Raw genomic sequence first — 22,229 nt, 5'->3', positions numbered from 1 at the left:
TCCAGGGGACAGGTACTCGCGACGTGGATACATCGACCGACAAGAAAAAAGACAGCCTGAATGAAGACGATGTCGCACGCTATCTGCGCAATCACCCCGGTTTTTTCCTGAAGCACGAAGACCTGCTGGCCGAGCTGAAGCTCTCTCAGGACAGCGGCAAAGCGGTGTCGCTGACCGAACGTCAGGTGGGCCTGCTGCGCGAGCGCAATATGGAAATGCGCACCCGGCTGAGCAACCTGCTGGAAAATGCCCAGCGCAACGACGTGCTGTTTGAAAAGACCAAAGCCCTGATTCTGGCGCTGGTGGACGCCCGCCGCGCCGACGAACTCTCCAACGTTTTCTGCCAGCATCTGACCGAGAACTTCCAGATCGATGCCGCCAGCCTGATCGTGTTCGGCAACCCGGTGGTCAGCAATTCGCGACTGCGGGTTACCACCGAGTCGGAAGCCAGCAACTACATCGGCAGCATTCTGAAAAACAACAAAGCCATCTGCGGCAATCTGCGCGATACGGAAATCCAGTTTCTGTTCGGTGAACGCAACGCCGACAAAGTGGGCTCCGCGGCCGTTGTCCCCCTGCACCGGGACCGACCGCTGGGCGTCATCGCCATTGGCAGTCGCGACCCGCAACACTTCCAGAGCAGCATGGACACCCTGTTTTTAGGCTACATAGCCGAAGTGATCAACCGCTGCCTGCCGCGGCTGTTAAAAGCGTGACATGCCGCTAGCAACGAGTGTCAGCGAGTTTCTGGACTACCTGCAATCTGCCCGCCGTTTGAGCCCGCACACCCTTAGCGGCTACCGTCGCGACCTGGAACAGTTTCTGGGCTTTTGTGACAGTCAGGGCTTCACCCGCCCCGGCGACATCGACATGGCGGCCATCCGTCACTTTATCAGCCAGCGCCGCGCCGGCGGCACCGGCGGCCGCAGCCTGCAGCGCCAGCTCTCCGCCCTGCGCACCTACTTCAACTATCAGGTACGCATCGGCGCGTGCGAAAACAATCCTGCTGTTGGCATTCAGGCCCCCAAGTCACCCAAACGTCTGCCCAAGGCACTCAGCCCGGAGGACATGGAGCAGATGCTCGCCAGCCCGGAAGACAGCTGGCTGGGGTTGCGCGACCAGGCGATCGCCGAATTGTTTTACTCGTCCGGCTTGCGACTTACCGAGCTCGCCACCCTCAATACCGACGACATCCGCTTTCAGGAAGCCCTGATCACCGTCACCGGTAAGGGCAGCAAGACCCGCACCGTCCCAGTTGGCCGCATGGCACTGAAAGCCCTCCGGCAATGGCTGAAAGCCCGCCACCTGCATTGCCCTGACAGCGGCGAAACCGCGCTGTTTCTCAGCCAGCGCGGCCAGCGTCTGAGCACCCGTAGCATTCAGTCGCGACTCAAGCTGCTCGGTCAAAAACAGGGGCTCTACCAACCGGTACATCCGCATATGCTGCGCCATTCCTTCGCCAGCCACCTGCTGGAGTCCAGCAGCGATCTGCGCGCAGTGCAGGAGCTGCTCGGCCACGCCAACCTCTCCACTACCCAGGTTTATACCCACCTGGATTTTCAACACCTGTCCAAGGTATACGACAAATCGCACCCCCGGGCCGCCCGGCGCAAAAAAGAATCCACATGAGCATCAAGCTGATTACCTTCGATCTGGACGATACCCTCTGGCCAGTGGACGACGTGATTGGCCGCGCCGAAGTGGTGTACCACAATTTCCTGCGGCAACAGGAGCCCGCTCTGTTTACCAAACTGGGTAGTGAAGACCTCAGGGCTTACCGGCTGGAACACCTTAAGCGCCACCCGGAGCTGCAGCACGACATCAGCCGCTGGCGCCGCGACAGCCTGCACTGTCAGTTACAGGAGGAAGGCTTTGATGAAGCGCGAGCGCGCTCACTGGCGGAACAGGCTTTCGAGGTTTTTCTGAGTGCCCGCCAGAATGTCGATCTGTTTCCCCACGCCGAACAGGCCCTCGCTCAATTGGCCGATCGCTATCAGCTGATCGCGGTTACCAACGGCAATGCCGATGTGACACGCATGCCGATTGGACGCTATTTCTCGGCAGCGTTTCGGGCAGAGGATTTAAAAATCAGTAAACCCGCTCCGGAGATTTTCGAAGCGGCCTTAGAGAAGGGCGGCGTCAGCGCCGAACAAGCCCTGCATATCGGCGACGATCCGTTCCACGATATCGAACCGGCGATGGCACTGGGCATGCTGACACTGCAGGCCTGTATTACCGGAAAACATTCGGCAACCGGACCAGCCTTTTCAGACTGGCGCACGGTGCCGGAACTGATCCAGAATCTGGATCAGCAAAGCCGCTAACCCCTTCGCCTAAAAAAGATCGTTATCGCCGACTTTTTCCGCGTAGTTCTCGGCGTGAGCCGTTGTATCCAGGCGCTGTATCTGACCGCCCTGAGATAAAAACGCCTCAACATCAGCGGCCAGCTGACGACGAATACGCTCACGCGCCGTCAGTGTATGATTGTCGTCAGTGCTATCCCACGGCTCTTCAACACTGTCGGTAAAGTCGTCGTCAAACGACCGGTCTCTTCGGCTACTACCCATGATGCAAACCTCTCTTATTGCCCACACCACCACATGAAGCTTTTCCGCGCAAATTGCCTTTTAACAACGCAAAACACAATAGGGAAATAGCGCGCCGGCTAGTATTTTTTGTTCTATTCGAGGAGGTGCTTATATCAAGGTACAAACAGTGCTGAACAAGGAGAGTGCAATGCGGCCCGCCAGAACAGACAGGCCGAGGGGGAAAGACTAGATAGCTTCTTCGCCGGTTTCGCCGGTCCGAATGCGAATGACCTGCTCCAGCGCACTGACAAAAATTTTGCCGTCGCCGATCTTTCCGGTGTTGGCGGATTTTGCAATCGCCTCGATAACCCGCTCAACTTCACCGTCAGAAACCGCAATTTCGAGTTTAACCTTTGGCAGAAAGTCCACCACGTACTCGGCGCCGCGATAGAGCTCGGTATGCCCCTTCTGTCGACCAAAGCCTTTCACTTCCGTGGCAGTGATGCCCTGGACACCCACGTCGGACAGAGCCGCGCGCACATCGTCGAGTTTAAAAGGCTTGATTACCGCCGTTACCAGTTTCATTCAGTTTCCCCCTTAACAGGAAATCGTCAAATATCGAAGCACGTTAGCCCAGCCCCCAGACAGTTGCAACTGTCTGACGACGCCGCCTCAGTCGCGGGATACGCGCAAGGATTGCAGCCCGCGATTCAGGGTGGCCAAGTGCTCGCGCACCGACGGGCCCTTGGCCCGGGACACACCCACCGCCAGAATATCGATCACCGCCATATGGGCAATGCGCGAGGGCAGCGGCGTATAGTTTTCATTGTCCTCTTCCACGTCAATGAAAATGGCCACATCACAGGCATCCGCCACCGGCGTGGCACTCGGCGCCAGCCCAATCACCGTGGCACCGGTTTCCCTCACCAGATGAATGGCATCAATCAGCGCCTGAGTCCGCCCGGACTGGGAAATGGCCACTACCACATCTCCACGACGCAGCGACATGGCCGACATGGCCTGCAGATGGGGGTCAGAATAGGCGCTGGACGAAATCTGCAGGCGGAAGAACTTGTGCTGGGCATCGGTGGCAACCGCGCTCGACGCGCCAAAGCCGTAAAACTCCACCCGATTAGCCGAACACAGCGCATCTACTGCCTGCTCAATGGCCTTCACATCGATGTTGTCGCGCACCCGCTTGAGGGTTTCCATGGTCGCGTCGAAGACCTTAAAGGTATAGTCGAAGGCTGAGTCCTGCTCGGTGAAGCGATAGTGCTGATAGCGCGGGCTGTGAGCCACGTGCTGAGCCAGGGCCAGCTTGAAGGACTGAAAACCGTCGCAGCCAATGGCGCGACAGAAGCGCACCACCGTCGGCTCACTGACATTGGATTCCTGCGCCAGATCCACAATCCGCATATGAATCACGTCCTCGGCCCGAGCGAGCACAAAGTCCGCCACCTTGCGCTCGGATTTGCGCAGCTCGTGGCGGCCATTTTCGATGGCGCGAATGATATTGCGGGGCTTCATGCGAGGCGGCTCCTTTTCGGGCAGATTGTAGCTTATTCGGATCGAGACGTCCGAGCGCGCGCCCTCAATTCACGCTAGAATGCCGCCCCATGGACGTATCTCATATTCTCAATCACCTCAACGATGCCCAGCGCCAGGCTGTCGCCGCACCGCCGGGCAATGCTCTGGTGCTGGCCGGCGCCGGCAGTGGTAAAACCCGGGTATTGGTGCACCGCATCGCCTGGCTGATTCAGGCCGAAGGCTACTCACCCCACAGTATTCTCGCGGTCACCTTTACCAACAAGGCAGCCCGGGAAATGCGCGGCCGTATCGAAGAGCTGCTCGGTTACAGCCACGCCGGCATGTGGGTGGGTACCTTCCACGGGCTCGCCCATCGCTTGCTGAAAGCCCACGCCAAGGATGCCGGCCTGCCGGACAACTTCCAAATTCTGGACAGCGACGATCAGCTGCGTCTGCTCAAACGCATCCACCGGGAGCTGGAGCTGGACGAAAGCCGCTGGCCACCGCGCCAGTCGCAGTGGTTTATCAACGGCCAGAAAGACGAAGGCAAACGCTCCCGGCACATTGAAGACTTCGGCCACGACCTGTTTGTGACCACCATGCTGCGGGTATACCGCCGCTATGAGGAAATCTGCCAGCAGCAAGGCGTCGTCGACTTCGCCGAGCTGCTGCTGCGCGCCCACGAAATCTGGCTCAATCATCCGGCGCTGCTGGGCCACTACCAGAGCCGCTTCCGCCATATTCTGGTGGACGAGTTTCAGGATACCAACACCATTCAATACGCCTGGCTGCGCGTGCTGGCCGGCAAACAGGTGCCGATCACGGCGGTTGGCGATGACGACCAGAGTATTTACGGCTGGCGCGGCGCGCGCATTGAGAATATCCAGCAGTTCTCCAAAGATTTTGCCGACGTCGACACCATCCGACTGGAACAGAACTACCGTTCAACCCAGACCATTCTGAAAGCTGCCAACGCTGTGATCGCCAACAACCGTGACCGCCTCGGCAAGGAACTCTGGAGCCAGGGCGAAGAAGGCGACCCCATTCAGGTCTACGCCGGCTTTAACGAGCAGGATGAGGCGCGCTTTATTACAGAGCGCATCGACAGCCTGACCAGTGGCGGCGATTTTGCCCGTAGCGACACCGCCATTCTCTACCGCAGTAATGCCCAATCCCGGGTGCTGGAAGAAAACCTGATCCGCGCCGGATTGCCCTACCGCATCTACGGTGGCCAGCGCTTTTACGACCGCCTGGAAATCCGTAATGCTCTGGCCTACCTTCGCCTGAGCATGCACAGGGATGACGACGCCGCACTGGAACGCATCATCAATACCCCGACTCGCGGTATTGGCGCGCGCACGGTTGAGCAATTGCGGCTGATCGCCCGCGAACAAGGCTGCTCGCTGTGGGCCGCCGCCCAGTTCTGTTTGCGTGAAAAGGTGCTGCCAGCAAGAGCCAGCGGCGCACTGCAGGGCTTTGTCGACCTGATTGGCAATATCGAACAGAGCATTGCCGAGCTGCCGTTGGATGAACAGGTGGATCACGCTATCGAAGCCTCCGGCCTGATTGAATTCCACAAAAAAGAAAAAGGTGAGAAAGGCCAGGCGCGAGTAGAAAACCTGCAGGAACTGGTCAGCGCCGCGCGTGGTTTTGAAACCGACGATGAAGATGTGCCACTGCTGCGCGCCTTTCTCGATCAGGCTGCGCTGGATGCCGGCGAACAACAGGCCGACGAATACGAAGACAGTGTTCAGATGATGACCCTGCACTCCGCCAAGGGGCTGGAATTCCCGGTGGTGTTTATTGCCGGCATGGAACAGAATCTCTTTCCCCACCGCATGTCGATGGAAGAGCAGAGCCTCGAGGAAGAGCGCCGCCTGTGCTACGTCGGCATTACCCGTGCGGAGCAACAGCTCTACCTCACCTACGCCGAAACCCGTCGCCTGCACGGTCAGGACAACTACAACTCGCCATCCTGTTTTCTGGCAGAGATCCCGCGCGACCTGATGAGCGAAGTGCGCGGTAACACCCAGATCTCCCGACCGGTCAGCTTTGGCAACACCAGCATGCACAGCACTGACGAGGACAGCGGCCTGTCCCTGGGCCAGCGTGTCTTGCACAGCATTTTCGGTGAGGGCACCATCCTCAACTTTGAGGGTCAGGGTGCCAGCACCCGGGTACAGGTGAATTTTGAAAACGAGGGCAGCAAATGGCTGGTGCTGCAGTATGCCAAACTGGAAGTCCTTTGATGTGACACCGCATCCTTAAGCGTCATAACAGCAAGCGAGAGACCATGAGTTCCAATAATAAACAGACCGCTATCATCCTCATCCTTGTCGCCGCTCTGGTAAGCCTGTTCTGGCTCTACGTTGGCGAGCAGGCGGAAGATTTCAGCAGCGATACCCTTACCGCGGCCGGGGACCAGAAGGTTTATCACTGGAAGCTGGTAACCAGCTGGCCGAAAAATTATCCCGGCCTTGGCACCGCGCCCGAAAATTTCGCTAAAGCAGTGAAGGAAATGAGCGGCGGCCGCCTTCTGATCAAAGTCTACGGCGGCGGCGAGCTGGTGCCGCCACTGGGGGTGTTTGATGCGGTATCGCTGGGCAATGTGGAGATGGGACACAGCGCCGCCTATTACTGGAAAGGCAAAATGCCGGCAGCGCCGTTTTTTACCTCCGTTCCCTTCGGCATGACAGCGCAGGAAATGAATGGCTGGCTGCACTATGGCGGCGGCCTCGAACTGTGGCGCGAAGTGTACGCCCCCTTCAACGTGATTCCCCTGGCCGGTGGCAACACCGGCGTGCAGATGGCGGGCTGGTTTAACAAGGAGATCAATTCGGTCGACGACATCAAGGGCCTGAAGATGCGCATCCCCGGTGTGGGCGGCGAAGTCTTCACCCGCGCCGGCGGCACCGCTGTCACCCTGCCCGGCGGCGAACTCTACACCTCACTGCAAACCGGCGTGATCGACGCGACCGAATGGGTTGCGCCCTACAACGATATGGCGCTGGGCCTGCACGAGGTGGCACGCTACTACTACTATCCCGGCTGGCACGAGCCCGGCCCGACCCTGGAAATTACCGTCAACAGAAAAGCCTTTGAGGCTCTGCCGAAAGATCTGCAGCGCATTGTCGAGGTGGCGGCGCGCTACGCCAATCAGGACATGCTGGACGAGTACACGGCGCGCAACAACGCTGCCCTGAACCGCCTGCTGGACAAGCACAACATTCAGGTGAAAAAACTGCCGGACGATGTGCTGCGGCATCTGCGCAAGGCGGCCTATGACTATTACGCGGAAGTGACGGAAAGCGATCCGACGGCCAAAAAAGTGTACCAGAGCTGGAAAAAGTTTCTCGATGGCGCCGCTAACTACCACCGCATTTCCGAGCAGGCGTATATTAATACCCGCGATCTTGAAGAGTAATCACAGGGATAACTATGATTCGTCACTTTGTTTTACTGAAATGGAACCAGACCCTCAGCGAAGACCAGCTGACCACCTTTAATGCGGCTTACGCGGCGCTGCCCGAGCAAATCAACACCATTCGCAATATCGCCCACGGCCCGGACAAGCAGTTTTATCCCGGCAACTACGACTATGTGCTGATGCTGGACTTCGACAATAAAGCAGATCTGGACGAGTACGTGGCCAGCCCGGCACACGCCGAGCTGCTGGAGAAAATTGTTGGGCCGTTTCTGGAAGGCTGGGCGATTGCGCAGATTGAAATCTGATGTTGCGCGGGCTTGGCCCGCGACATCTTGAACACTAGTCGAGACCAACCAACTCTCGACTTACATCCCACAGTTTCTTCGCTGCCGCATCATCCTTCGCCCAAGGCTTGGGCTCCAGCGGCTTGCACTTGGCGAAGTATTTTCCACTGACACCTTCAACCTCAGGCGAGGTCGCCAGATAGATTGAGGTCGAGGCGCCCTTTTCCGGCGACTGGAAAAACGGGGCAACCAGCGCTGTCATGACCTTCCCCAGCAGCCCGTTGGACTTGCCCAGCCCGGAGCGCACTGCTCCCGGGTGAACGCAATTTGCGGTTACCCCGGTGCCTTCCAGCTGACGGGCCAGCTCACGGGTCCACAAAATATTTGCCAGCTTGGAGTGGCCATAAACCTCAAAGGTTTTGTAAGGCCGTTTTTCGAAGTTCAAATCGTCGAAGTAAATTTCTTTGCAGAAGGCATGGGCGCCGGAGGACACACTGACAATGCGCGCCGGCGCACTTTCCACAATGCGCTCACGCAGCAGCTCGGTGAACAGAAAATAAGCCAGATGATTCACCGCAAAAGTCTCTTCCAGACCATCGGCAGTGAGTTTGCGCTCGGTGTAAATGACACCGGCGTTGTTGATCAGCAGGTGTAGCGGCTTGCCGGTGTTCAGGAATTCTTCGGCCGCCCGACGCACATCCGCCTGCACACTGAGGTCGGCGACAATCATATGCAGATCGCTATTGCCGGTTTTCTGCCGGATAGCGTCGAGCAGCGCCTTGCCCTTATCGGCGCTGCGACAAACGATAAACAGTTCGGCGCCCTGAGCCGCCATCGCTTCGGCCGTGGCCGAACCTATACCACTGGTGGCACCGGTAACTACAGCAACCTTGCCTTTCAAACTCATCGCGATTCCTTATTGTTATCTATTCGAGAGCGCTATAAGACTACACCCGGGCCGCCCGTGTCATTACCGGGCAATTACGCATGGCCCTGGGCTTGGCGCTTACTCTTCGTCGGGCACCGCGCGGGTGCGCCCCCGATCATCGATAGCCACAAACACGAATTCGCCCTCGGTGACTTTTACCGGTTCCTTGTGCGGGTTGATCCACACTTCAACATTGATGCGAATGGAGCTGCGCCCCACTTCAACGATGTCGGTGTAGCAGCTCACCACCGAGCCCACCTTGACCGGCGTCAGAAAAGCCATCCCGGTCACGGCGACGGTGGCTGTTCGTCCCTGGGCGCGACGCGAGGCGGTAATGGAGCCCGCCAGATCCATCTGTGACATGAGCCACCCCCCAAAAATATCACCACTGGGATTGGTATCAGCGGGCATCGCCAGCGTTTGCAGCGCCAGCTCACCGCTGGGCAATGGGGTATCGTCTATGTCACGCATCGGTGCATCCTTCCGTCCAGAGTGCTTTCTTGTGGTTGGAGGGAACGGTATGTGCTTCCCCGCCCCCTGTCAATTGCGGCCTGCCTATACCGGCAAGCAAAGCTTGTGCCTTTTTCTACAGGTCGACAATCACCGCAGCGAGCGCACCCACTCCGGCAAGGCCGTTGCCAGCTCAGGCCACAGCGCGAGCATGCCCAGCATCAGCAGCTGCAGCACAATAAAGGGGGCAACGCCCCGATAGAGGTCCGTGGTGCGCACCGACTCCGGCGCCACGCCGCGCAGGTAAAACAAGGCAAAGCCGAAGGGCGGCGTGAGAAAGGAGGTCTGCAGGTTCAGGGCAATCATGATACCCAGCCATACCGGATCTACGCCCATGGCCAGCAGAATCGGGCCGACAATAGGCACCACCACAAAGGTGATTTCGATAAAGTCGAGAATAAAGCCCAACAGGAAGATGGCCAGCATCACCACAAATACCGCCGTGCCGACGCCGCCGTCCAACTGTGCAAACAGCGACTGAATCAGCTCGTCGCCGCCGTAGCCCCGAAACACCAGCGAGAACACCGCCGCCCCAATCAGGATCATAAACACCATGCAGGTGACTTCCAGCGTCGATTGTCCCACCTCACGCAGGCGACGCAGCGACAACTCGCCTTTCAGTTTGGCCAACAGCGCCGCGCCCAGTGCACCCACTGCCGCCGCTTCGGTGGGCGTGGCCGCACCAATAAGGATCGAGCCCAGCACTGTCACAATCAGCCCCACCGGGGGCAGCAGGTTGGCGAGCAGGCGTCCGGTCGAGACTTCACCAATGTCCTTTGCTGGCGGTACACCGTCCGGATCGCGCAGGGCAATGAAGATAATATAGAGCAGGTAAAGCAGCACCAGCAGCACACCCGGCACCAGCGCCCCCATAAACAGGTCACCCACCGACACAGTTTCCTGGTTGATCACATTCATCTGCAACTGCGCCTGCTGGTAGGCGGTAGACAAGGTATCGCCCAGCAGCACCAGCGCAATCGAAGGGGGAATAATCTGCCCCAGCGTGCCGGTGGCACAGATCGTGCCGCTGGCGATCGAGGGCGAGTAACCGCGACGCAGCATGGTGGGCAGGGATAGCAAGCCCATGGTTACCACCGTCGCGCCGACAATGCCGGTACTTGCCGCCAGCAGCGCACCCACCAGAATGACCGAGATCCCGAGCCCGCCGGGCATGCGCCCGAACAGTTTGGCCATGGTATCCAACAGCTCTTCGGCAATACGGCTGCGCTCCAGCAATACGCCCATCAACACAAACAGCGGCACCGCCATCAGCGTTATATTGTTGATGGTGCCAAACAGCCTCGAGGGCAGGGCCGACAGATAGTTGGGGTCAAACCAGCCGGCGATAATGCCGACGCCTGCAAACAGCATGGCGGTGCCCGCCAGCGAGAAGGCCACCGGGTAGCCCAGCATCAGCACCAGGCAGATCGCCGCGAACATGATCAGGGGAATCCACTCGATTACCGCCTCAAGCATGAGCAGAGTCTCCCAACAGCGTCGCGAGTGACTTGCAAAACTCCGAAACCCCCTGCAGCGCCAGATTGACTGCCATCAGTGGCACCAGCGCTTTCAACAGATAAACGGCAGGGATCCCGCCGGGCTCGGCCGAGCCCTCGCGGATCAGCCAGGCGTGATACACAAACTCCCAGCTGCTGATCAATACATAGCCACACAGCGGTAACAGAAACACCAACGTGCCCATGGCATTCACCCAGGCCTGACGGCGGGCACTGAAACGCCGGTAGAGCACATCCACTCTGACGTGAGCATCGCGTTTCAGCGTGTACCCGGCCCCCAGCATGAACACGGTCGCATGCAGGTAGGTGGACAGTTCTTGAAGGTAGGTGGAGCCCTGCTCAAGGCCATAGCGCAAAAACACCACCAGACAGGTATTGATCATCAACAGCGGCAACAACCAGGCCAGCAGTTTGCCGACGGATTCGCTGTAGGCGTCGAGAGTTGACGACAGGGCTGTTATTATTCGCATGCGCTGCACCGGCTGACATCGAGACCGGGCATTATAGCGTAGTGAATATTTTCTACACGGCTTGCACAGGCACAGACAATGTTGACGGTTATTTCGCCCGCCAAAACCCTGGATTTTGACTCCCCACTGGTCACTGACGACTTCAGCCAGCCCGATTTCCTGAAGGAGTCGCGCCAGCTGATCAAGGAGCTGCGAGAGCTGTCACCAGAAGATATTTCCAGCCTGATGAAAATCAGCCCGGCTCTGGGCGAACTCAACCACAACCGCTTTATGAACTGGAAAACGCCCTTCAAGCCCGACAATGCGCGCCCTGCTGTGCTCGCCTTTAAAGGCGACGTTTATCAGGGACTGAGCGCCGAGAACTTTGGCAAGCGCGACTTTGATTTTGCCCAGAAGCACCTGCGCATCCTCTCGGGCCTCTATGGTCTGTTGCGCCCGCTCGACCTGATCCAGCCCTACCGCCTGGAAATGGGCACCCGCTTTGCGAACAGTCAGGGCAAGGATCTCTACAGCTTCTGGGACACTAAAATTACCGAAGCGGTGAACCAATCGCTCAAGACCGTCAAAGCCGACACCCTGATCAACCTCGCCTCTAATGAATACTTCAAGGCGATCAAAAAGCAGCAGCTGGACGCGGAGATAGTCACGCCGGTCTTCAAGGATAAGAAAAACGGTCAGTACAAGATCATCAGCTTCTACGCCAAAAAAGCGCGCGGTCTGATGAGTGCCTACATCATTAAAAACCGGGTTAAATCGGTGGAAGCGCTGAAGGGATTTGATGCAGAGGGCTACGCCTACCAGCCTGAACTGTCCAGCGCCAGCGAGTTGGTCTTCACCCGCGAAGAGATCGGCTGATCACAGCATCGCCAGAATAGTGTCAAACTCCGACTCCGCCACGGGCATCACCGAAAGGCGGTTGCCCTTGCGGAGTAACTGCATTCCTTCCAAACGCGGATTCTGTTTTAACTCGGCCAGAGTGATGGTCCGCTTCAGTTTTTTCTGAAACTGAATATCCACCATAAACCAGCGCGGCTTGTCCGGCGATGATTTGGGATCGAAATACTTCGACTCAGGATCAAAGGCCGTGAAATCCGGGTAGGCTTCTTTCACTACCTTCGCCACCCCCACCACGCCGGGCTCGGGACAACTGGAATGATAGAACAGCACCTTGTCGCCCTTCTTCATCTCGCGCATGAAATTGCGTGCCTGGTAGTTGCGGACCCCGTCCCAGTGCTCAAGCTTGCCCGGTCGCGCCGCCAGGTCATCAATACTGAAGGCGTCAGGCTCCGACTTCATCAACCAGCAATTCATTCCACCTCTTCTCCCATAAAATTCGGCAGCGGCACCAGGTCGCCGTGTTGTGGGTGCTGCCTTGCAAACTCGCGCACCACCGCAATCCGCTTACGACTGAGCGGGTGAGTGCTGAACAGCTCCGGCGGCTCAGCCCGCTGCCCGTCCATCAGGGCAAAAATACGCTCCGCCCCCTGCACATTGCCGTAGTGAGCCTGCAGCATTTCAAGGGCCATTGCGTCCGCAGCCCGTTCCTGCTCACGCGTAAAACCCGAGATCGTCGCCATACCCAACTGCTGAATCAGCCAGTCAGCGGCGCCGGTGTTGCCAAGCCCGCTCAGGCTCGCCAGCGCCAACGACACGGTGACACCCCGCCCCATGGCGACGATGGGATCGCGATTGAGAATATGCGCCAGCTCGTGCGCCACCACCATCGCCAGCGCGTTCTCGCTATCCATTTCCCGCAGCAGGCCATTCATCACATAGACCCGACCACCCAGCGTGGCGAAGGCGTTAATCATGGGCGAGTCAGAATAGTAGAGTTTGAGCTCCAGGCCTTCGGGCAGCTCCCGCTGCGCTAACAACGCAGCGGCGAGCTGATTCAGGTAGTCATCAATCCGCTCTGCGCGCTCAGTTTCAGAGCGTGCCGGCAACGACGACGCAAACTGCGCGACCAGCCGATTTTCCATAGAGAAGGGAATCAGCGGCGCCAGTTTCTGCGCCGCCAGCGAGAGCGAAAACAACAGCACCGCCAAGGCACCCAGAAGCGCCGCGCAGAGCAGCAAAAATTCCTTGAGCGGGTTTTCCCGGCTGTAATTGATGCCTTCCGGCACCGGGCGATTTTCGTATTCAGTCACGGCTACAGTGGCTCATCAAGGCGGCGATGCGATCAAAGCCGTGCCGTAGGCGTAGACTTCGACGGCCCCCACCTGGCCCTTGTTGCCCTTTGAGATTGAAGCCGTTTCCAGCTTCACGTTCACCACCATCTGGGCACCCAGGTTGCGCGCTTCCTGCTTCATTCGCAGCAGTGCTTCACGACGGGCGCGTTCGGTAAGGCTTTCGAAGGCGCGCACCCGGCCGCCAAAAATACTGCGCAGGCCCGCCGCAATCACTTTGAAATAGTCTACCGAGATCACAACATTGCCGCCCACCAGCGCTATCCGGCGCGGCTCATCCGAGGGCGGTGGCAGGCGCTCACTGAAGGCCAGCACATCAGCCAACTCGGCCTCGCGCTGCTGGATGGATTTAAAGTGACGGGTTTCAGCAATGCGGCCGAAAATATAGCCCAGCGCAAGCAGCGTCAGAAAGACGATCAGATCAATCACGCGCTTACTCCAGAATCACTGCAGTGCCATAGGCAAAGAGCTCCGCCGCCCCGGCCGCCACGGACGACGTTGAAAAGCGCACATTGATCACCGCATTGGCGCCCATCGCTTCCGCCTGCTGGGTCATGCGCTGAATGGCCTCCTCCCGCGCATCGTTGAGCAGTTCGGTGTAACCCTTGAGCTCACCACCAAAAATATTCTTCAGGCCCGCCATCAAATCGCGACCGACGTGCTTGGTACGCACGGTATTGCCCTGCACCAGACCGAGGTGCTTTGCAATGCGTTTTCCGGGAATGATTTCGATATTACTGACTAACACGTGACACATCCTTGGGCTTTGCTTTATGGTTCTTGCGATAAATTCCATTATCGCTCCTTTATAGACAGTTCCGACAATCACTGGCAAGCACTAATTTATGGCACCTCTGAATAAACCCTTTTCCCAGGCCTGCGAAAACAACAAACAGCCGATTCTCACGGTATTGCGCGAGGCTTTTGCCGAGGTGTCATCGGTTCTGGAAATCGGCAGCGGCACCGGCCAGCACGCGGCGCACTTCGCCGCGAATCTGCCTCATCTGGTGTGGCAGCCGAGCGATCAACGCGAGTATCTGGATGGCATCTCCGCCTGGCGCGAGGACGCCGGACTTGGCAACCTCAAGCGACCGCTGGAGCTGGATGTCTACCAACCGTGGCCGATCACCAGCACGCCGGCTGTGTTCTCGGCCAACACTGTACACATCATGCATTGGTCTGGAGTGGAGGCGCTGTTTACAGGCATGCGAAAGGTGCTGGAGCAGGATGGCGTGTTTTGTCTCTACGGTCCCTTTAATTACGAGGGGCGTTATACCAGTGACAGTAATGCGCGTTTCGATCAATGGTTGAAAGCGCGTGATCCGGGCAGTGGTATTCGGGATATCGAGGCGATTTTGTCCCTGGCTGATGGAGCGGGGATGCGTTTGCGGGAGGATCACACAATGCCGGCGAATAATCGCTTGTTGGAGTTTGTTAAAGGTAGATAGCTCTCTATTTTTTCTGACGGTGATTTTTAGCCACGGTTTCGCCCAGCAGGGCTGGGCCCGCACTCAAAAACCACCTGCACAACCAGTTTCAACCACCCATAAAAAAGGCCCTCCAAAGAGGGCCTTCTCAGAAAGAACTAACTAAAACCTTAGCCCTCTTTAATCACCTTCATCTCGACCCGGCGGTTGAGTTCACGCCCTTCGGCGCTGCCATTATCGGCAACCGGCTCGCGCTCACCGTAGCCGCGAGCAATTACCGAATCGGGTTCCACACCCAGGCTAACCAGATAGGCTTTAACCTCATTGGCGCGGTCCTGCGACAGAATCAGGTTGTAGGCATCACTTCCCTTGTTGTCGGTATGCCCCTGGATTTCTACGACAAACCCGGGGGATTCCTTGAGCGACTTGGCCACCAAATCCAGAATGCGTCGCGCATTGGGCTCCAGTTCTGAACTGTTGAATCCAAAATTAACGCCTTCCAGAGTGACACTTTGCTCGATACCGCAGCCGTTTGACATGACGGGGCGGCCAGGCGCCGAATTGGGGCAGGCATCGACGCGATCGCTGATGCCGTCACCGTCGCTATCAGAGCAGCCATTGGCATCGACCACGGTACCTGCCGGCGTACCCGGACACAGATCGCGCTCATCAATGACGCCGTCACCATCAAGATCAGAGCAACCGGATTCATTAACCGGCGTGCCCGGCGGGGTATCGGGGCAGCGATCCATATTATCAGCTACACCATCGCCATCACCGTCGGCACAGCCAAATGCATTGACCGACTCACCGCGGGGAGTGCCTGGGCAACGATCCTTACTGTTGATAACGCCGTCACCGTCAGAATCGCCACTGGCGCTGTCTTCGCCGGCAAAATTATAACGAACGCCGAGTACCACGCTCGCGCCATGATATTCAGCCGTAAAGTTGCGGTACTCGGGCTTGTCTGCCTCGAAGTAACGAGCCCCAAAGTCGATCATGAAAGAGTCGGTTACCGCGAAATTGGCACCCAGACCCGCCTGCGCAAACAGGGTGGTGTCATCGAGATCATTTACGTTCTCGCCACTGAGCTTCATCTTTGCCGCACCGACCCCAAGGCCGACATAGGGCTGAACAATACCGTCCCGGTTGAAGTCAAACCACAGGTTGGTCAGCAACGCGTTGGCAGCCTGCCTGAAGTTAACATCCTGACGGGGACCACCTTCGATCCGCACATAATCCGCGTCATTGCGCATGTACTTGGCGGTTACATCCACCCTGATCGGCCCTGCAAAGTCATACCCCACCGACAAGGCATAACCATTGTCGTCGTCGTAGTTGTGCTCCCGATCGTCAAAGGTACTTGGCGCACCGCAATTTCCAAGCTCGGGAGGCGTAAACGCACCCAAGCATAGACCCGAGCTGTCCACAGAAGACTGATAAACCTTGTCGTCACCGGAAAAAAGGCGCTGTTGGCTGTACTCGGCACTGATGTACCAGTTATTCTCGGCCAATGCCGGAAGCGCCGTACTGACGAGTACTGCCCCTGCAACCAAAGCGCGCATGCGCTGAGTTGACGTATTCATTGGAAACCCCTAAGTTAAGGAAGCTGTTGTTTTTGTTGCGCATACCATCGCATTATCCATCATTTTTTTCAATTCTGCAGACCCCGCAAAACGCACACTTTGGGCGGATATAGCGCACACCTTGGCGCTTTTTATCGACTACTCTATAGCTAATCGCTGCCAAACATGGGGTATCTCTGATGACAGTACGGCAAATCCGGATTCTGCGAGCACTGACCAACACCGCCCTGCTCAGCCTCCTGCTGGGGGCCGTACTGACAGTCATGAGCGGCATGTTAAGCACGTTTTACAGCATAGCCGTAGGCGTGGGCACGGTACTGATCACCCTTTATTGCTACCGCCGCGCTGACCAGAAAATCTCGGCCAGCCGCGAATACTATCTGTGGCGCTATGTACCCACCGCAGTATTCGTGTTCGGCCCGCTGATCCTGATTGCGCTGTCAGCCACCGAGGGTGAATGGTCGATCAGCGGCTGGCTATTGCTTATCCGCTTCAGTGTCAGCTTCCTGATCCCTATTGCCTGCCTGATGATAGCGGAACGCATACTTAAACAGGCCCAAACGGAACAGGCGGAAGACGCCTGAAAGCTTATTCCGGTGTCGGCATCTCAAAAGTCGGCAGCGACTCGGGCATCCCCCCGAGCGACACGGCGATTTTAGAAAAGCCCATAAACAGGGCAAGCCCCGCGGTCAGCTCAACCAGTTCCGGCGGGCTGAATTCAGCCTTCAGTTCCTTTTTCAGGCTATCGTCAAGCCCATGGGGGTCGGTGAGGAAAATATCGGTGTAGCGCAGTATCAGTTTCTGGCGGGGCGATAAATCACTATTGGCGTAGTCGTCCCGTATTTGTTCGACCTGCTCCTCGCTCAAACCCGCTTCTTTCGCTTTAGCGAAGCGGACATTCTTGCAGAATACGCAATTGGTTTTGCGGGCATTGCGCAGGCGCGCGGTTTCCTTGCTGGGATGATCCAGCACCCCGCGACTCCACAGGGTACCGTAAAGCCGGTTAAAGGCTGCCAGTGCTTCGGGCTGTAAGGCCAGCGCACTGCCACTGATCGGGTCATCACCTGCGGCCTCTGGCAGGCGCACACGCGACTGGCTCATGCTGCCTCCTCCGTCACCAGCAATACCCGGAAGCGGGCAAAACCGTCGCAGAGGGCGAGATACTCCAGCAGGGCCACCAGCCCCGCGTCGCTGCTGTGGGCGATAACCGCGTCGGTCATCGCGTCGCTGATGCTGTGCGGGTCCAGACAAAAGCACTCGGCCAGCTGCAAAGCCGCCTTTTCCAGCGGCGAAAACAGGGGGCTGTTGTACCACTGGGGCAAGGCCTCAAGCAGGTCTTTGTCCAAACCGCTAACACTATGGCCGCTGCGGTGCAGCTGTTCACAGCGCTGCTGGCAGAGCTGCATCAGCCGCCCGTCCAGCAGGCCTTCGCTGACAAACACCTGAGCGAAGGACTGATAATCCCGGTACAGGTTATCCCGCAGGGAGAACACCTCCTCAAAGCTACTGCAGCTATTGTCGATCCAGCTCATGCCTGGCTCCCATAAAAATGGCTATGTCCTTCAAACTGGCACAGCACTGCAGGCCGCGCAAGGCGCTCGGTTCAAGCTTCTGAATCAATCCGGCATTTGTTTTTTGAAGGGCAGCAGCTGGCGGGCGTCGTGCAGATAGCGCTCGATCGCGGGCGTTTCGTCCTGCAGAAAGCGGTCCACCGCCGCGCGAAAGCGCGGGTCGACAATCCAGTGGCGCGAGCGGGTTTCCATCGGTTCGAAGCCGCGCTGAATTTTGTGCTCACCCTGAGCGCCGGGATCAAAGCGGCGCAGCCCCCGCTCAATGCAGTATTCAATGCCCTGGTAGTAGCAGGCCTCAAAGTGCAGGCATTCAACCTCGCGAAGACAGCCCCAGTAGCGGCCGTAGAGGGTCTCGCCATCATGGAAGTTCAGGGCGCAGGCGATGGGCTCGCCGTCGCGCTCGGCCAGTACCATCATCAGATGGTTCGGCATTGCTTGGCCCAGGCTCTCAAAAAAAGCCTGGTTCAGGTAGCCCCCATGACCACTGCGTTTGGCGTAGGTCATCTGGTAGCAGTGGTAAAAGTGTTGCCAGTGTCGGGCGCTAATGTCCGGCCCTTCTATACGGCGCAGGGTGACTCCGGCCTCAGCCACCAGCCGGCGCTCCCGGCGCAGGCTTTTGCGCTTGCGCGAGCTGAAGGTAGCGAGAAAATCATCAAAGCTTTGATAGTCTCGATTGAACCAGTGATATTGCGGCGCGAGGCGGCGCGACAAGCCCGCCCGCTGCCAATGGCCATCTTCATCCTTGCGGGTAAAAAGCACATGCAGGGATGAGGCGCTTTCTTCAGCCTGTTCGCACAGAAAGCGACCTGCCGCCTCACGCACTTCAGCGGTATCGTAATCCGGCAGCAGCGAAAGACGCGGCCCGGTCGCCGGGGTAAAGGGTATCGCAGACAGCAGCTTCGGGTAGTACTCCAGACCATTGCGGTGCCAGGCTTCGGCCCAGGACCAGTCAAACACATACTCGCCGTAGCTGTGGTACTTGAGATAGAGAGGCATGTGCCCGATCAAAGTGCCGTCGCGCTCAATCAACAGATGCCGGGGTTGCCAACCGCTTTCCCGGGTAGCGGCACCACTGCTTTCCAGCGCCGCCAGAAACGCATGCTTCAAAAAGGGGTAATCGCTGGCGAGCGCCGCATCCCAGTTCGCCGACGCCACCGCCTCAATGGAATCGACAAAGCGAAACCCGGTCATACCCTGGCTAACAGATAGTGGGCGGCAATGGCCGCAAACAGCGCCATGCCCACATAGTTATTGTTCAGAAAGGCCTGAAAGCACTGCTCACGCTGCCGGTGGCGAATCAGCTTCTGCTGATAGACAAACAGACCTGCCGCAACCGCCACGCCGACAAAATAGATAAAGCCCAGACCAAAGCGCGACCCCATTAAGATCAGAATAAACACCACGCTGGCCTGCAGCATGCCTGTCATCAACCGGTCTTCATCCCCGAAGTAGATGGCGGTGGATTTTACGCCGATCTTGAGATCGTCCTCGCGATCCACCATGGCGTAAAAGGTGTCGTAGGCCACTGTCCAGATCACCACGGCCAGATAGACCAGCCAGGCCTCGGCGGGCACCGTGTTCTGCACCGCGGCAAAACTCATCGGTACGCTCCAGGCGAAGGCGGCACCCAAAACCACCTGGGGAAAATGCGTGTAACGCTTCATAAAGGGATAGGTCGCCGCCAGCGCCACCGCGCCAAACGACAGATAGACGGTCAGCCGGTTGGTAAACAGCACCAGCACAAAAGAGAGCGCGCACAAGCCGATAAAAAGCTGCAATGCCTCGCGGGATTGCAACTCACCGGTTGCCAGCGGCCGGGCCTTGGTGCGCTCCACATGACCGTCAATCTTCCGGTCGGCAAAGTCGTTGATCACACAGCCCGCCGCTCGCATCAGCACGACGCCCGCCACAAAAATGGCCAGTGTAGACAGGGGCGGCACACCCTCGGCCGCCAGCCATAGGGCCCATAGGGTCGGCCACAGCACCAGATAGGTGCCAATCGGGCGATCGAAGCGCATCAGGCGAACATAAGGGGACAAACGTTGCCGCAGAGCGGCGATATCTACCTGCATTGCAATGGCTCTTGTAACATCGGAACCACCATATAAAGCCGGCCTCCGTGATTCAAGCGTCCGGCCGAAAAGCCGGCAGGAAGATTTCGCTGACCATAATCGGCAAACCGCTGAGGTAAAAGCAGGAGCGGCGCCCCCACAGGGTGGCATCGACTCGCTGGGCTGAAGGAATAAGTTCGGAGTCGCCATCGATAGCGGCGACCTCGTAGGGCGCGCGGCGCATGCCCGGGTCACTGAACAGCAGCGCCCCCAGCGCCGAGTCGCGCAGCTTGCGCAGGTGACGAAGCCGCCCTTCCAGGCTTTGCGCGGGCAGCACACTGCGGGCATAAACCCAGGGTTCGCCGCGGCAGAGCAGCAAAACCTCGCGGATAATCCCCTGTTCACGGTCACCCATTTCAAGTAGGCGCCGCTCGGTTAAACGCGGCCGCTGCCAGGCCTGTTCCAGCACCTGCACCCGGAAGTCTCCGCCGCCAGCCCTTACCAGCCGGGCGGTCAGCGAGCCGCGGTCCAACAACCAGGGTCGGATTTGCTGGGGCAACTGCACACTGGTCAGCCGCCGGTGATCCCGCCACTGCGGCTCGTCAGGCTGGTATCGATAGTGGCGAACAGCGTACAATAACCGGCTCCCTGAATACTGAAAACCCTGATATCAGGCACTCACGACCGGCGATAAACCTTGCCGGGACGCACAAGAAGTGCCCTGTAAAAGTGGCGGCAGAATGCGTGATTCCCTCACAAACTGCAAGGGCCACACACTGACGACGAGGAAGGATAAGCAATGAGTAAGTGGGAATGTATTGTCTGCGGCTGGGTCTACGACGAAGAGACCGGTGATCCGGATTCCGGTATTGCACCGGGCACCAAATGGGAAGATATCCCCGATGACTGGCTGTGCCCCGACTGCGGTGTCGGCAAGGAAGATTTCGAGCTGATCGAAACCAGTGAACCGGCCGCCGCGCCTCACCACGAGGAAGAGACCACCGACGAATCCAAAGCTCCTATCGTTGTACTCGGAACCGGCCTGGCAGGCTATGGTCTGGTGCGCGAATTCCGCAAGCACGATCAGGATACGCCCGTGATCATGATCACGGCAGACGATGGTCGCTCCTACTCCAAGCCGATGCTGTCCACCGGCTACACAAAAGACACCACCGCGGACGATCTGGCCCAAGCCGATGCCGGCACCATGGGCAAGCAGCTCAAAGCCAGCGTCTGGACCATGACCCACGTCACCAGCATCGACACCGAAAACCAGACCATCAAGCTGGGCGATGCCGAAACCCAGATCCACTACGGCAAGCTGGTGCTGGCCCTCGGCGCTGACACCATCACCCCGCCGATCAAGGGTGACGCGCTGGAGTACGTTTACTCGGTCAACGACCTGCTGGACTACGACGACTACCGCACCGCCATCAAGAAAAATGATGTGAAGAAGGTGTGCATCATCGGCGCCGGCCTGATCGGCTGCGAGTTCACCAACGACCTGCTCAATGGCGGCTTTTCAGTAGAAGCGGTTGACCCGCTGACCTACTGTCTGCCTACCCTGCTGCCGGAACCCGCCGGTCGCGCGGTACAGCGCGCGCTGGAAGAAAAAGGCGCCAGGTTCCACTTCGGCCCGCTGGTCACGGAAGTGAACAAGGCTGGCGATGTCGGCTTGAAAGTGACCTTGAGCACCGGTGACACCATTGACTGCGATCTAGTCGTTTCTGCCGTTGGCGTGCGCCCGCGCACCCAGCTGGCCGCCGATGCCGGCATTCAGGTCAACCGCGGTATCACCACCAACCGCCTGCTGGAAACCAGCGCCAAGAATGTTTACGCCATGGGCGACTGTGTGGAAGTGGACGGCCACGTGCTGGTGTACGTAGCGCCACTGATGGCCCAGGCCCGTGCGCTGGGTAAAACCCTGGCCGGGGACGCGACCGAGGTCAGCTACCCCGCCATGCCGGTAACCATCAAGACGCCAGCCTGCCCGGTAACGGTAAATCCGCCGCCGCGCGATATGGAAGGTGACTGGGACATTCAGGAAGACGGCAACAACGTAGTCGCCACCTTCCGCGACAAGAGCGGTCAGCTGCAGGGCTTTGCCCTGACCGGTGACGGCATCAAGCAGAAAATGGCCCTGCAGAAGGAATTGCCGCCGCTGTTGGGCTAAGGCTTTTGCTGCCGCACCCTCACCCTGGCCCTCTCCCTAGGGGA

Annotated in this window: 27 protein-coding genes; 10 read left to right on the top strand and 17 right to left on the bottom strand. The window is 58.3% G+C overall.

The annotated features are described in order from the left end of the window. The first annotated feature begins 23 nt into the window (after positions 1–23). The 3 genes from ABY734_RS01950 to ABY734_RS01940 are packed head-to-tail and all read left to right on the top strand — an operon-like array spanning position 24 to position 2,324. On the top strand, positions 24–716 hold the full coding sequence (locus ABY734_RS01950; RefSeq protein ID WP_372777277.1) for a DUF484 family protein: 693 nt from the start codon (positions 24–26) through the stop codon (positions 714–716). A gap of 1 nt (position 717) precedes the next feature. Beyond that, positions 718–1,629: a tyrosine recombinase XerC gene (gene xerC, locus ABY734_RS01945; protein ID WP_372777276.1), complete on the top strand. Its 912-nt coding sequence runs from the start codon at positions 718–720 to the stop codon at positions 1,627–1,629. Then, a complete protein-coding gene (locus ABY734_RS01940; RefSeq protein WP_372777274.1) occupies positions 1,626–2,324 on the top strand; it encodes an HAD family hydrolase in 699 nt (232 codons plus the stop codon). Before xerC ends, ABY734_RS01940 begins: the two co-directional genes overlap by 4 nt. 9 nt (positions 2,325–2,333) lie before the next feature. On the opposite strand, the gene ABY734_RS01935 is transcribed toward ABY734_RS01940, so the two are convergent. From ABY734_RS01935 to ABY734_RS01925, 3 genes are all read right to left on the bottom strand, one after another. Then, entirely contained in the window at positions 2,334–2,567 is a 234-nt protein-coding gene (locus ABY734_RS01935) for a hypothetical protein (RefSeq protein ID WP_372777273.1), read from the bottom strand. A 207-nt stretch (positions 2,568–2,774) separates the two neighbouring features. Continuing rightward, entirely contained in the window at positions 2,775–3,113 is a 339-nt protein-coding gene (gene glnK / locus ABY734_RS01930) for a P-II family nitrogen regulator (protein WP_372777272.1), read from the bottom strand. A gap of 87 nt (positions 3,114–3,200) precedes the next feature. Then, positions 3,201–4,055: an SIS domain-containing protein gene (locus tag ABY734_RS01925; protein ID WP_372777271.1), complete on the bottom strand. Its 855-nt coding sequence runs from the start codon at positions 4,053–4,055 to the stop codon at positions 3,201–3,203. Positions 4,056–4,144: 89 nt separating this feature from the next. On the opposite strand from ABY734_RS01925, the gene uvrD reads away from it, so the two are divergent. Genes uvrD through ABY734_RS01910 form a run of 3 tightly spaced genes read left to right on the top strand, consistent with a single transcriptional unit; the run spans position 4,145 to position 7,787 of the window. Next, entirely contained in the window at positions 4,145–6,304 is a 2,160-nt protein-coding gene (gene uvrD, locus ABY734_RS01920) for a DNA helicase II (RefSeq protein ID WP_372777270.1), read from the top strand. A 44-nt stretch (positions 6,305–6,348) separates the two neighbouring features. Then, the gene (locus ABY734_RS01915) at positions 6,349–7,479 is read left to right on the top strand and encodes a TRAP transporter substrate-binding protein (protein ID WP_372777269.1); all 1,131 of its coding nucleotides are present in this window, start codon (positions 6,349–6,351) and stop codon (positions 7,477–7,479) included. Between the two features lie 14 nt (positions 7,480–7,493). Continuing rightward, a complete protein-coding gene (locus ABY734_RS01910) occupies positions 7,494–7,787 on the top strand; it encodes a Dabb family protein (protein WP_372777268.1) in 294 nt (97 codons plus the stop codon). A 34-nt stretch (positions 7,788–7,821) separates the two neighbouring features. On the opposite strand, the gene ABY734_RS01905 is transcribed toward ABY734_RS01910, so the two are convergent. The 4 genes from ABY734_RS01905 to ABY734_RS01890 all read right to left on the bottom strand — a co-directional run bounded on the left by ABY734_RS01905 (position 7,822) and on the right by ABY734_RS01890 (position 11,191). Beyond that, positions 7,822–8,673, bottom strand: a complete 852-nt coding sequence (locus ABY734_RS01905; protein WP_372777267.1) for an SDR family oxidoreductase — start codon at positions 8,671–8,673, stop codon at positions 7,822–7,824. A gap of 99 nt (positions 8,674–8,772) precedes the next feature. Continuing rightward, the gene (locus tag ABY734_RS01900; RefSeq protein WP_372777266.1) at positions 8,773–9,165 is read right to left on the bottom strand and encodes an acyl-CoA thioesterase; all 393 of its coding nucleotides are present in this window, start codon (positions 9,163–9,165) and stop codon (positions 8,773–8,775) included. 129 nt (positions 9,166–9,294) lie between these two features. Then, positions 9,295–10,680, bottom strand: coding sequence for a TRAP transporter large permease subunit (locus ABY734_RS01895; RefSeq protein WP_372777265.1), 1,386 nt, complete (start codon positions 10,678–10,680; stop codon positions 9,295–9,297). Beyond that, positions 10,673–11,191 carry a TRAP transporter small permease subunit gene (locus ABY734_RS01890; protein ID WP_372777264.1) on the bottom strand — a complete coding sequence of 173 codons (519 nt, stop codon included), beginning with the start codon at positions 11,189–11,191 and terminating at the stop codon, positions 10,673–10,675. Before ABY734_RS01890 ends, ABY734_RS01895 begins: the two co-directional genes overlap by 8 nt. A 78-nt stretch (positions 11,192–11,269) precedes the next feature. On the opposite strand from ABY734_RS01890, the gene yaaA reads away from it, so the two are divergent. Beyond that, positions 11,270–12,046 (top strand): peroxide stress protein YaaA, encoded by a 777-nt coding sequence (gene yaaA / locus ABY734_RS01885; RefSeq protein WP_372777263.1) that lies wholly within the window; start codon positions 11,270–11,272, stop codon positions 12,044–12,046. Here yaaA and ABY734_RS01880 read toward each other — a convergent pair whose 3' ends face one another. The 4 genes from ABY734_RS01880 to ABY734_RS01865 are packed head-to-tail and all read right to left on the bottom strand — an operon-like array spanning position 12,047 to position 14,125. Further along, entirely contained in the window at positions 12,047–12,502 is a 456-nt protein-coding gene (locus ABY734_RS01880; RefSeq protein WP_372777262.1) for an EVE domain-containing protein, read from the bottom strand. It lies immediately after the preceding gene. Then, positions 12,499–13,338, bottom strand: a complete 840-nt coding sequence (locus ABY734_RS01875) for a M48 family metallopeptidase (RefSeq protein WP_372777261.1) — start codon at positions 13,336–13,338, stop codon at positions 12,499–12,501. The genes ABY734_RS01880 and ABY734_RS01875 overlap by 4 nt, the downstream gene beginning before the upstream one ends. Positions 13,339–13,353: 15 nt before the next feature. Then, positions 13,354–13,806, bottom strand: coding sequence for a YbjQ family protein (locus ABY734_RS01870; protein ID WP_372777260.1), 453 nt, complete (start codon positions 13,804–13,806; stop codon positions 13,354–13,356). Positions 13,807–13,810: 4 nt separating this feature from the next. After that, positions 13,811–14,125 carry a YbjQ family protein gene (locus ABY734_RS01865; RefSeq protein WP_372777259.1) on the bottom strand — a complete coding sequence of 105 codons (315 nt, stop codon included), beginning with the start codon at positions 14,123–14,125 and terminating at the stop codon, positions 13,811–13,813. A gap of 97 nt (positions 14,126–14,222) precedes the next feature. Here ABY734_RS01865 and ABY734_RS01860 point away from each other — a divergent pair, with 97 nt between their 5' ends. Continuing rightward, a complete protein-coding gene (locus tag ABY734_RS01860) occupies positions 14,223–14,825 on the top strand; it encodes a DUF938 domain-containing protein (protein WP_372777258.1) in 603 nt (200 codons plus the stop codon). Between the two features lie 149 nt (positions 14,826–14,974). On the opposite strand, the gene ABY734_RS01855 is transcribed toward ABY734_RS01860, so the two are convergent. Next, on the bottom strand, positions 14,975–16,390 hold the full coding sequence (locus tag ABY734_RS01855) for an OmpA family protein (protein WP_372777257.1): 1,416 nt from the start codon (positions 16,388–16,390) through the stop codon (positions 14,975–14,977). A gap of 179 nt (positions 16,391–16,569) precedes the next feature. Between ABY734_RS01855 and ABY734_RS01850 the strand changes: the two genes are divergently transcribed. After that, positions 16,570–16,974, top strand: coding sequence for a hypothetical protein (locus tag ABY734_RS01850; RefSeq protein ID WP_372777256.1), 405 nt, complete (start codon positions 16,570–16,572; stop codon positions 16,972–16,974). Positions 16,975–16,978: 4 nt separating this feature from the next. On the opposite strand, the gene ABY734_RS01845 is transcribed toward ABY734_RS01850, so the two are convergent. From ABY734_RS01845 to ABY734_RS01825, 5 genes are all read right to left on the bottom strand, one after another. Further along, positions 16,979–17,491, bottom strand: coding sequence for a carboxymuconolactone decarboxylase family protein (locus ABY734_RS01845; protein WP_372777255.1), 513 nt, complete (start codon positions 17,489–17,491; stop codon positions 16,979–16,981). Then, positions 17,488–17,922 (bottom strand): carboxymuconolactone decarboxylase family protein, encoded by a 435-nt coding sequence (locus tag ABY734_RS01840; RefSeq protein WP_372777254.1) that lies wholly within the window; start codon positions 17,920–17,922, stop codon positions 17,488–17,490. Before ABY734_RS01840 ends, ABY734_RS01845 begins: the two co-directional genes overlap by 4 nt. An 84-nt stretch (positions 17,923–18,006) precedes the next feature. After that, on the bottom strand, positions 18,007–19,152 hold the full coding sequence (locus ABY734_RS01835) for a GNAT family N-acetyltransferase (RefSeq protein ID WP_372777252.1): 1,146 nt from the start codon (positions 19,150–19,152) through the stop codon (positions 18,007–18,009). Next, a complete protein-coding gene (gene ubiA / locus ABY734_RS01830) occupies positions 19,149–20,033 on the bottom strand; it encodes a 4-hydroxybenzoate octaprenyltransferase (RefSeq protein WP_372777251.1) in 885 nt (294 codons plus the stop codon). The genes ABY734_RS01835 and ubiA overlap by 4 nt, the downstream gene beginning before the upstream one ends. A gap of 52 nt (positions 20,034–20,085) precedes the next feature. Next, entirely contained in the window at positions 20,086–20,649 is a 564-nt protein-coding gene (locus ABY734_RS01825; protein WP_372777250.1) for a chorismate lyase, read from the bottom strand. A 162-nt stretch (positions 20,650–20,811) separates the two neighbouring features. Here ABY734_RS01825 and ABY734_RS01820 point away from each other — a divergent pair, with 162 nt between their 5' ends. After that, the gene (locus tag ABY734_RS01820) at positions 20,812–22,185 is read left to right on the top strand and encodes an FAD-dependent oxidoreductase (RefSeq protein ID WP_372777249.1); all 1,374 of its coding nucleotides are present in this window, start codon (positions 20,812–20,814) and stop codon (positions 22,183–22,185) included. The last annotated feature ends 44 nt before the right edge of the window (positions 22,186–22,229 follow it).

The sequence above is a fragment of the Litorivivens sp. genome, assembly GCF_041624475.1.
Lineage (GTDB): Bacteria > Pseudomonadota > Gammaproteobacteria > Pseudomonadales > Spongiibacteraceae > Litorivivens.
Note: the sequence above shows the minus strand (reverse complement) of the source record. Positions and strands in the feature narration are given on the sequence as shown.

What these genes read in the sequence shown, in the direction of transcription:
- xerC (WP_372777276.1), top strand. Translation starts at nt 718, where the DNA reads ATGCCGCTAGCAACGAGTGTCAGCGAGTTTCTGGACTACCTGCAATCT.
- ABY734_RS01940 (WP_372777274.1), top strand. Translation starts at nt 1,626, where the DNA reads ATGAGCATCAAGCTGATTACCTTCGATCTGGACGATACCCTCTGGCCA.
- ABY734_RS01935 (WP_372777273.1), bottom strand. Translation starts at nt 2,567, where the DNA reads ATGGGTAGTAGCCGAAGAGACCGGTCGTTTGACGACGACTTTACCGAC.
- glnK (WP_372777272.1), bottom strand. Translation starts at nt 3,113, where the DNA reads ATGAAACTGGTAACGGCGGTAATCAAGCCTTTTAAACTCGACGATGTG.
- ABY734_RS01925 (WP_372777271.1), bottom strand. Translation starts at nt 4,055, where the DNA reads ATGAAGCCCCGCAATATCATTCGCGCCATCGAAAATGGCCGCCACGAG.
- uvrD (WP_372777270.1), top strand. Translation starts at nt 4,145, where the DNA reads ATGGACGTATCTCATATTCTCAATCACCTCAACGATGCCCAGCGCCAG.
- ABY734_RS01915 (WP_372777269.1), top strand. Translation starts at nt 6,349, where the DNA reads ATGAGTTCCAATAATAAACAGACCGCTATCATCCTCATCCTTGTCGCC.
- ABY734_RS01910 (WP_372777268.1), top strand. Translation starts at nt 7,494, where the DNA reads ATGATTCGTCACTTTGTTTTACTGAAATGGAACCAGACCCTCAGCGAA.
- ABY734_RS01905 (WP_372777267.1), bottom strand. Translation starts at nt 8,673, where the DNA reads ATGAGTTTGAAAGGCAAGGTTGCTGTAGTTACCGGTGCCACCAGTGGT.
- ABY734_RS01900 (WP_372777266.1), bottom strand. Translation starts at nt 9,165, where the DNA reads ATGCGTGACATAGACGATACCCCATTGCCCAGCGGTGAGCTGGCGCTG.
- ABY734_RS01895 (WP_372777265.1), bottom strand. Translation starts at nt 10,680, where the DNA reads ATGCTTGAGGCGGTAATCGAGTGGATTCCCCTGATCATGTTCGCGGCG.
- ABY734_RS01890 (WP_372777264.1), bottom strand. Translation starts at nt 11,191, where the DNA reads ATGCGAATAATAACAGCCCTGTCGTCAACTCTCGACGCCTACAGCGAA.
- yaaA (WP_372777263.1), top strand. Translation starts at nt 11,270, where the DNA reads ATGTTGACGGTTATTTCGCCCGCCAAAACCCTGGATTTTGACTCCCCA.
- ABY734_RS01880 (WP_372777262.1), bottom strand. Translation starts at nt 12,502, where the DNA reads ATGAATTGCTGGTTGATGAAGTCGGAGCCTGACGCCTTCAGTATTGAT.
- ABY734_RS01860 (WP_372777258.1), top strand. Translation starts at nt 14,223, where the DNA reads ATGGCACCTCTGAATAAACCCTTTTCCCAGGCCTGCGAAAACAACAAA.
- ABY734_RS01855 (WP_372777257.1), bottom strand. Translation starts at nt 16,390, where the DNA reads ATGAATACGTCAACTCAGCGCATGCGCGCTTTGGTTGCAGGGGCAGTA.
- ABY734_RS01850 (WP_372777256.1), top strand. Translation starts at nt 16,570, where the DNA reads ATGACAGTACGGCAAATCCGGATTCTGCGAGCACTGACCAACACCGCC.
- ABY734_RS01845 (WP_372777255.1), bottom strand. Translation starts at nt 17,491, where the DNA reads ATGAGCCAGTCGCGTGTGCGCCTGCCAGAGGCCGCAGGTGATGACCCG.
- ABY734_RS01840 (WP_372777254.1), bottom strand. Translation starts at nt 17,922, where the DNA reads ATGAGCTGGATCGACAATAGCTGCAGTAGCTTTGAGGAGGTGTTCTCC.
- ABY734_RS01835 (WP_372777252.1), bottom strand. Translation starts at nt 19,152, where the DNA reads ATGACCGGGTTTCGCTTTGTCGATTCCATTGAGGCGGTGGCGTCGGCG.
- ubiA (WP_372777251.1), bottom strand. Translation starts at nt 20,033, where the DNA reads ATGCAGGTAGATATCGCCGCTCTGCGGCAACGTTTGTCCCCTTATGTT.
- ABY734_RS01820 (WP_372777249.1), top strand. Translation starts at nt 20,812, where the DNA reads ATGAGTAAGTGGGAATGTATTGTCTGCGGCTGGGTCTACGACGAAGAG.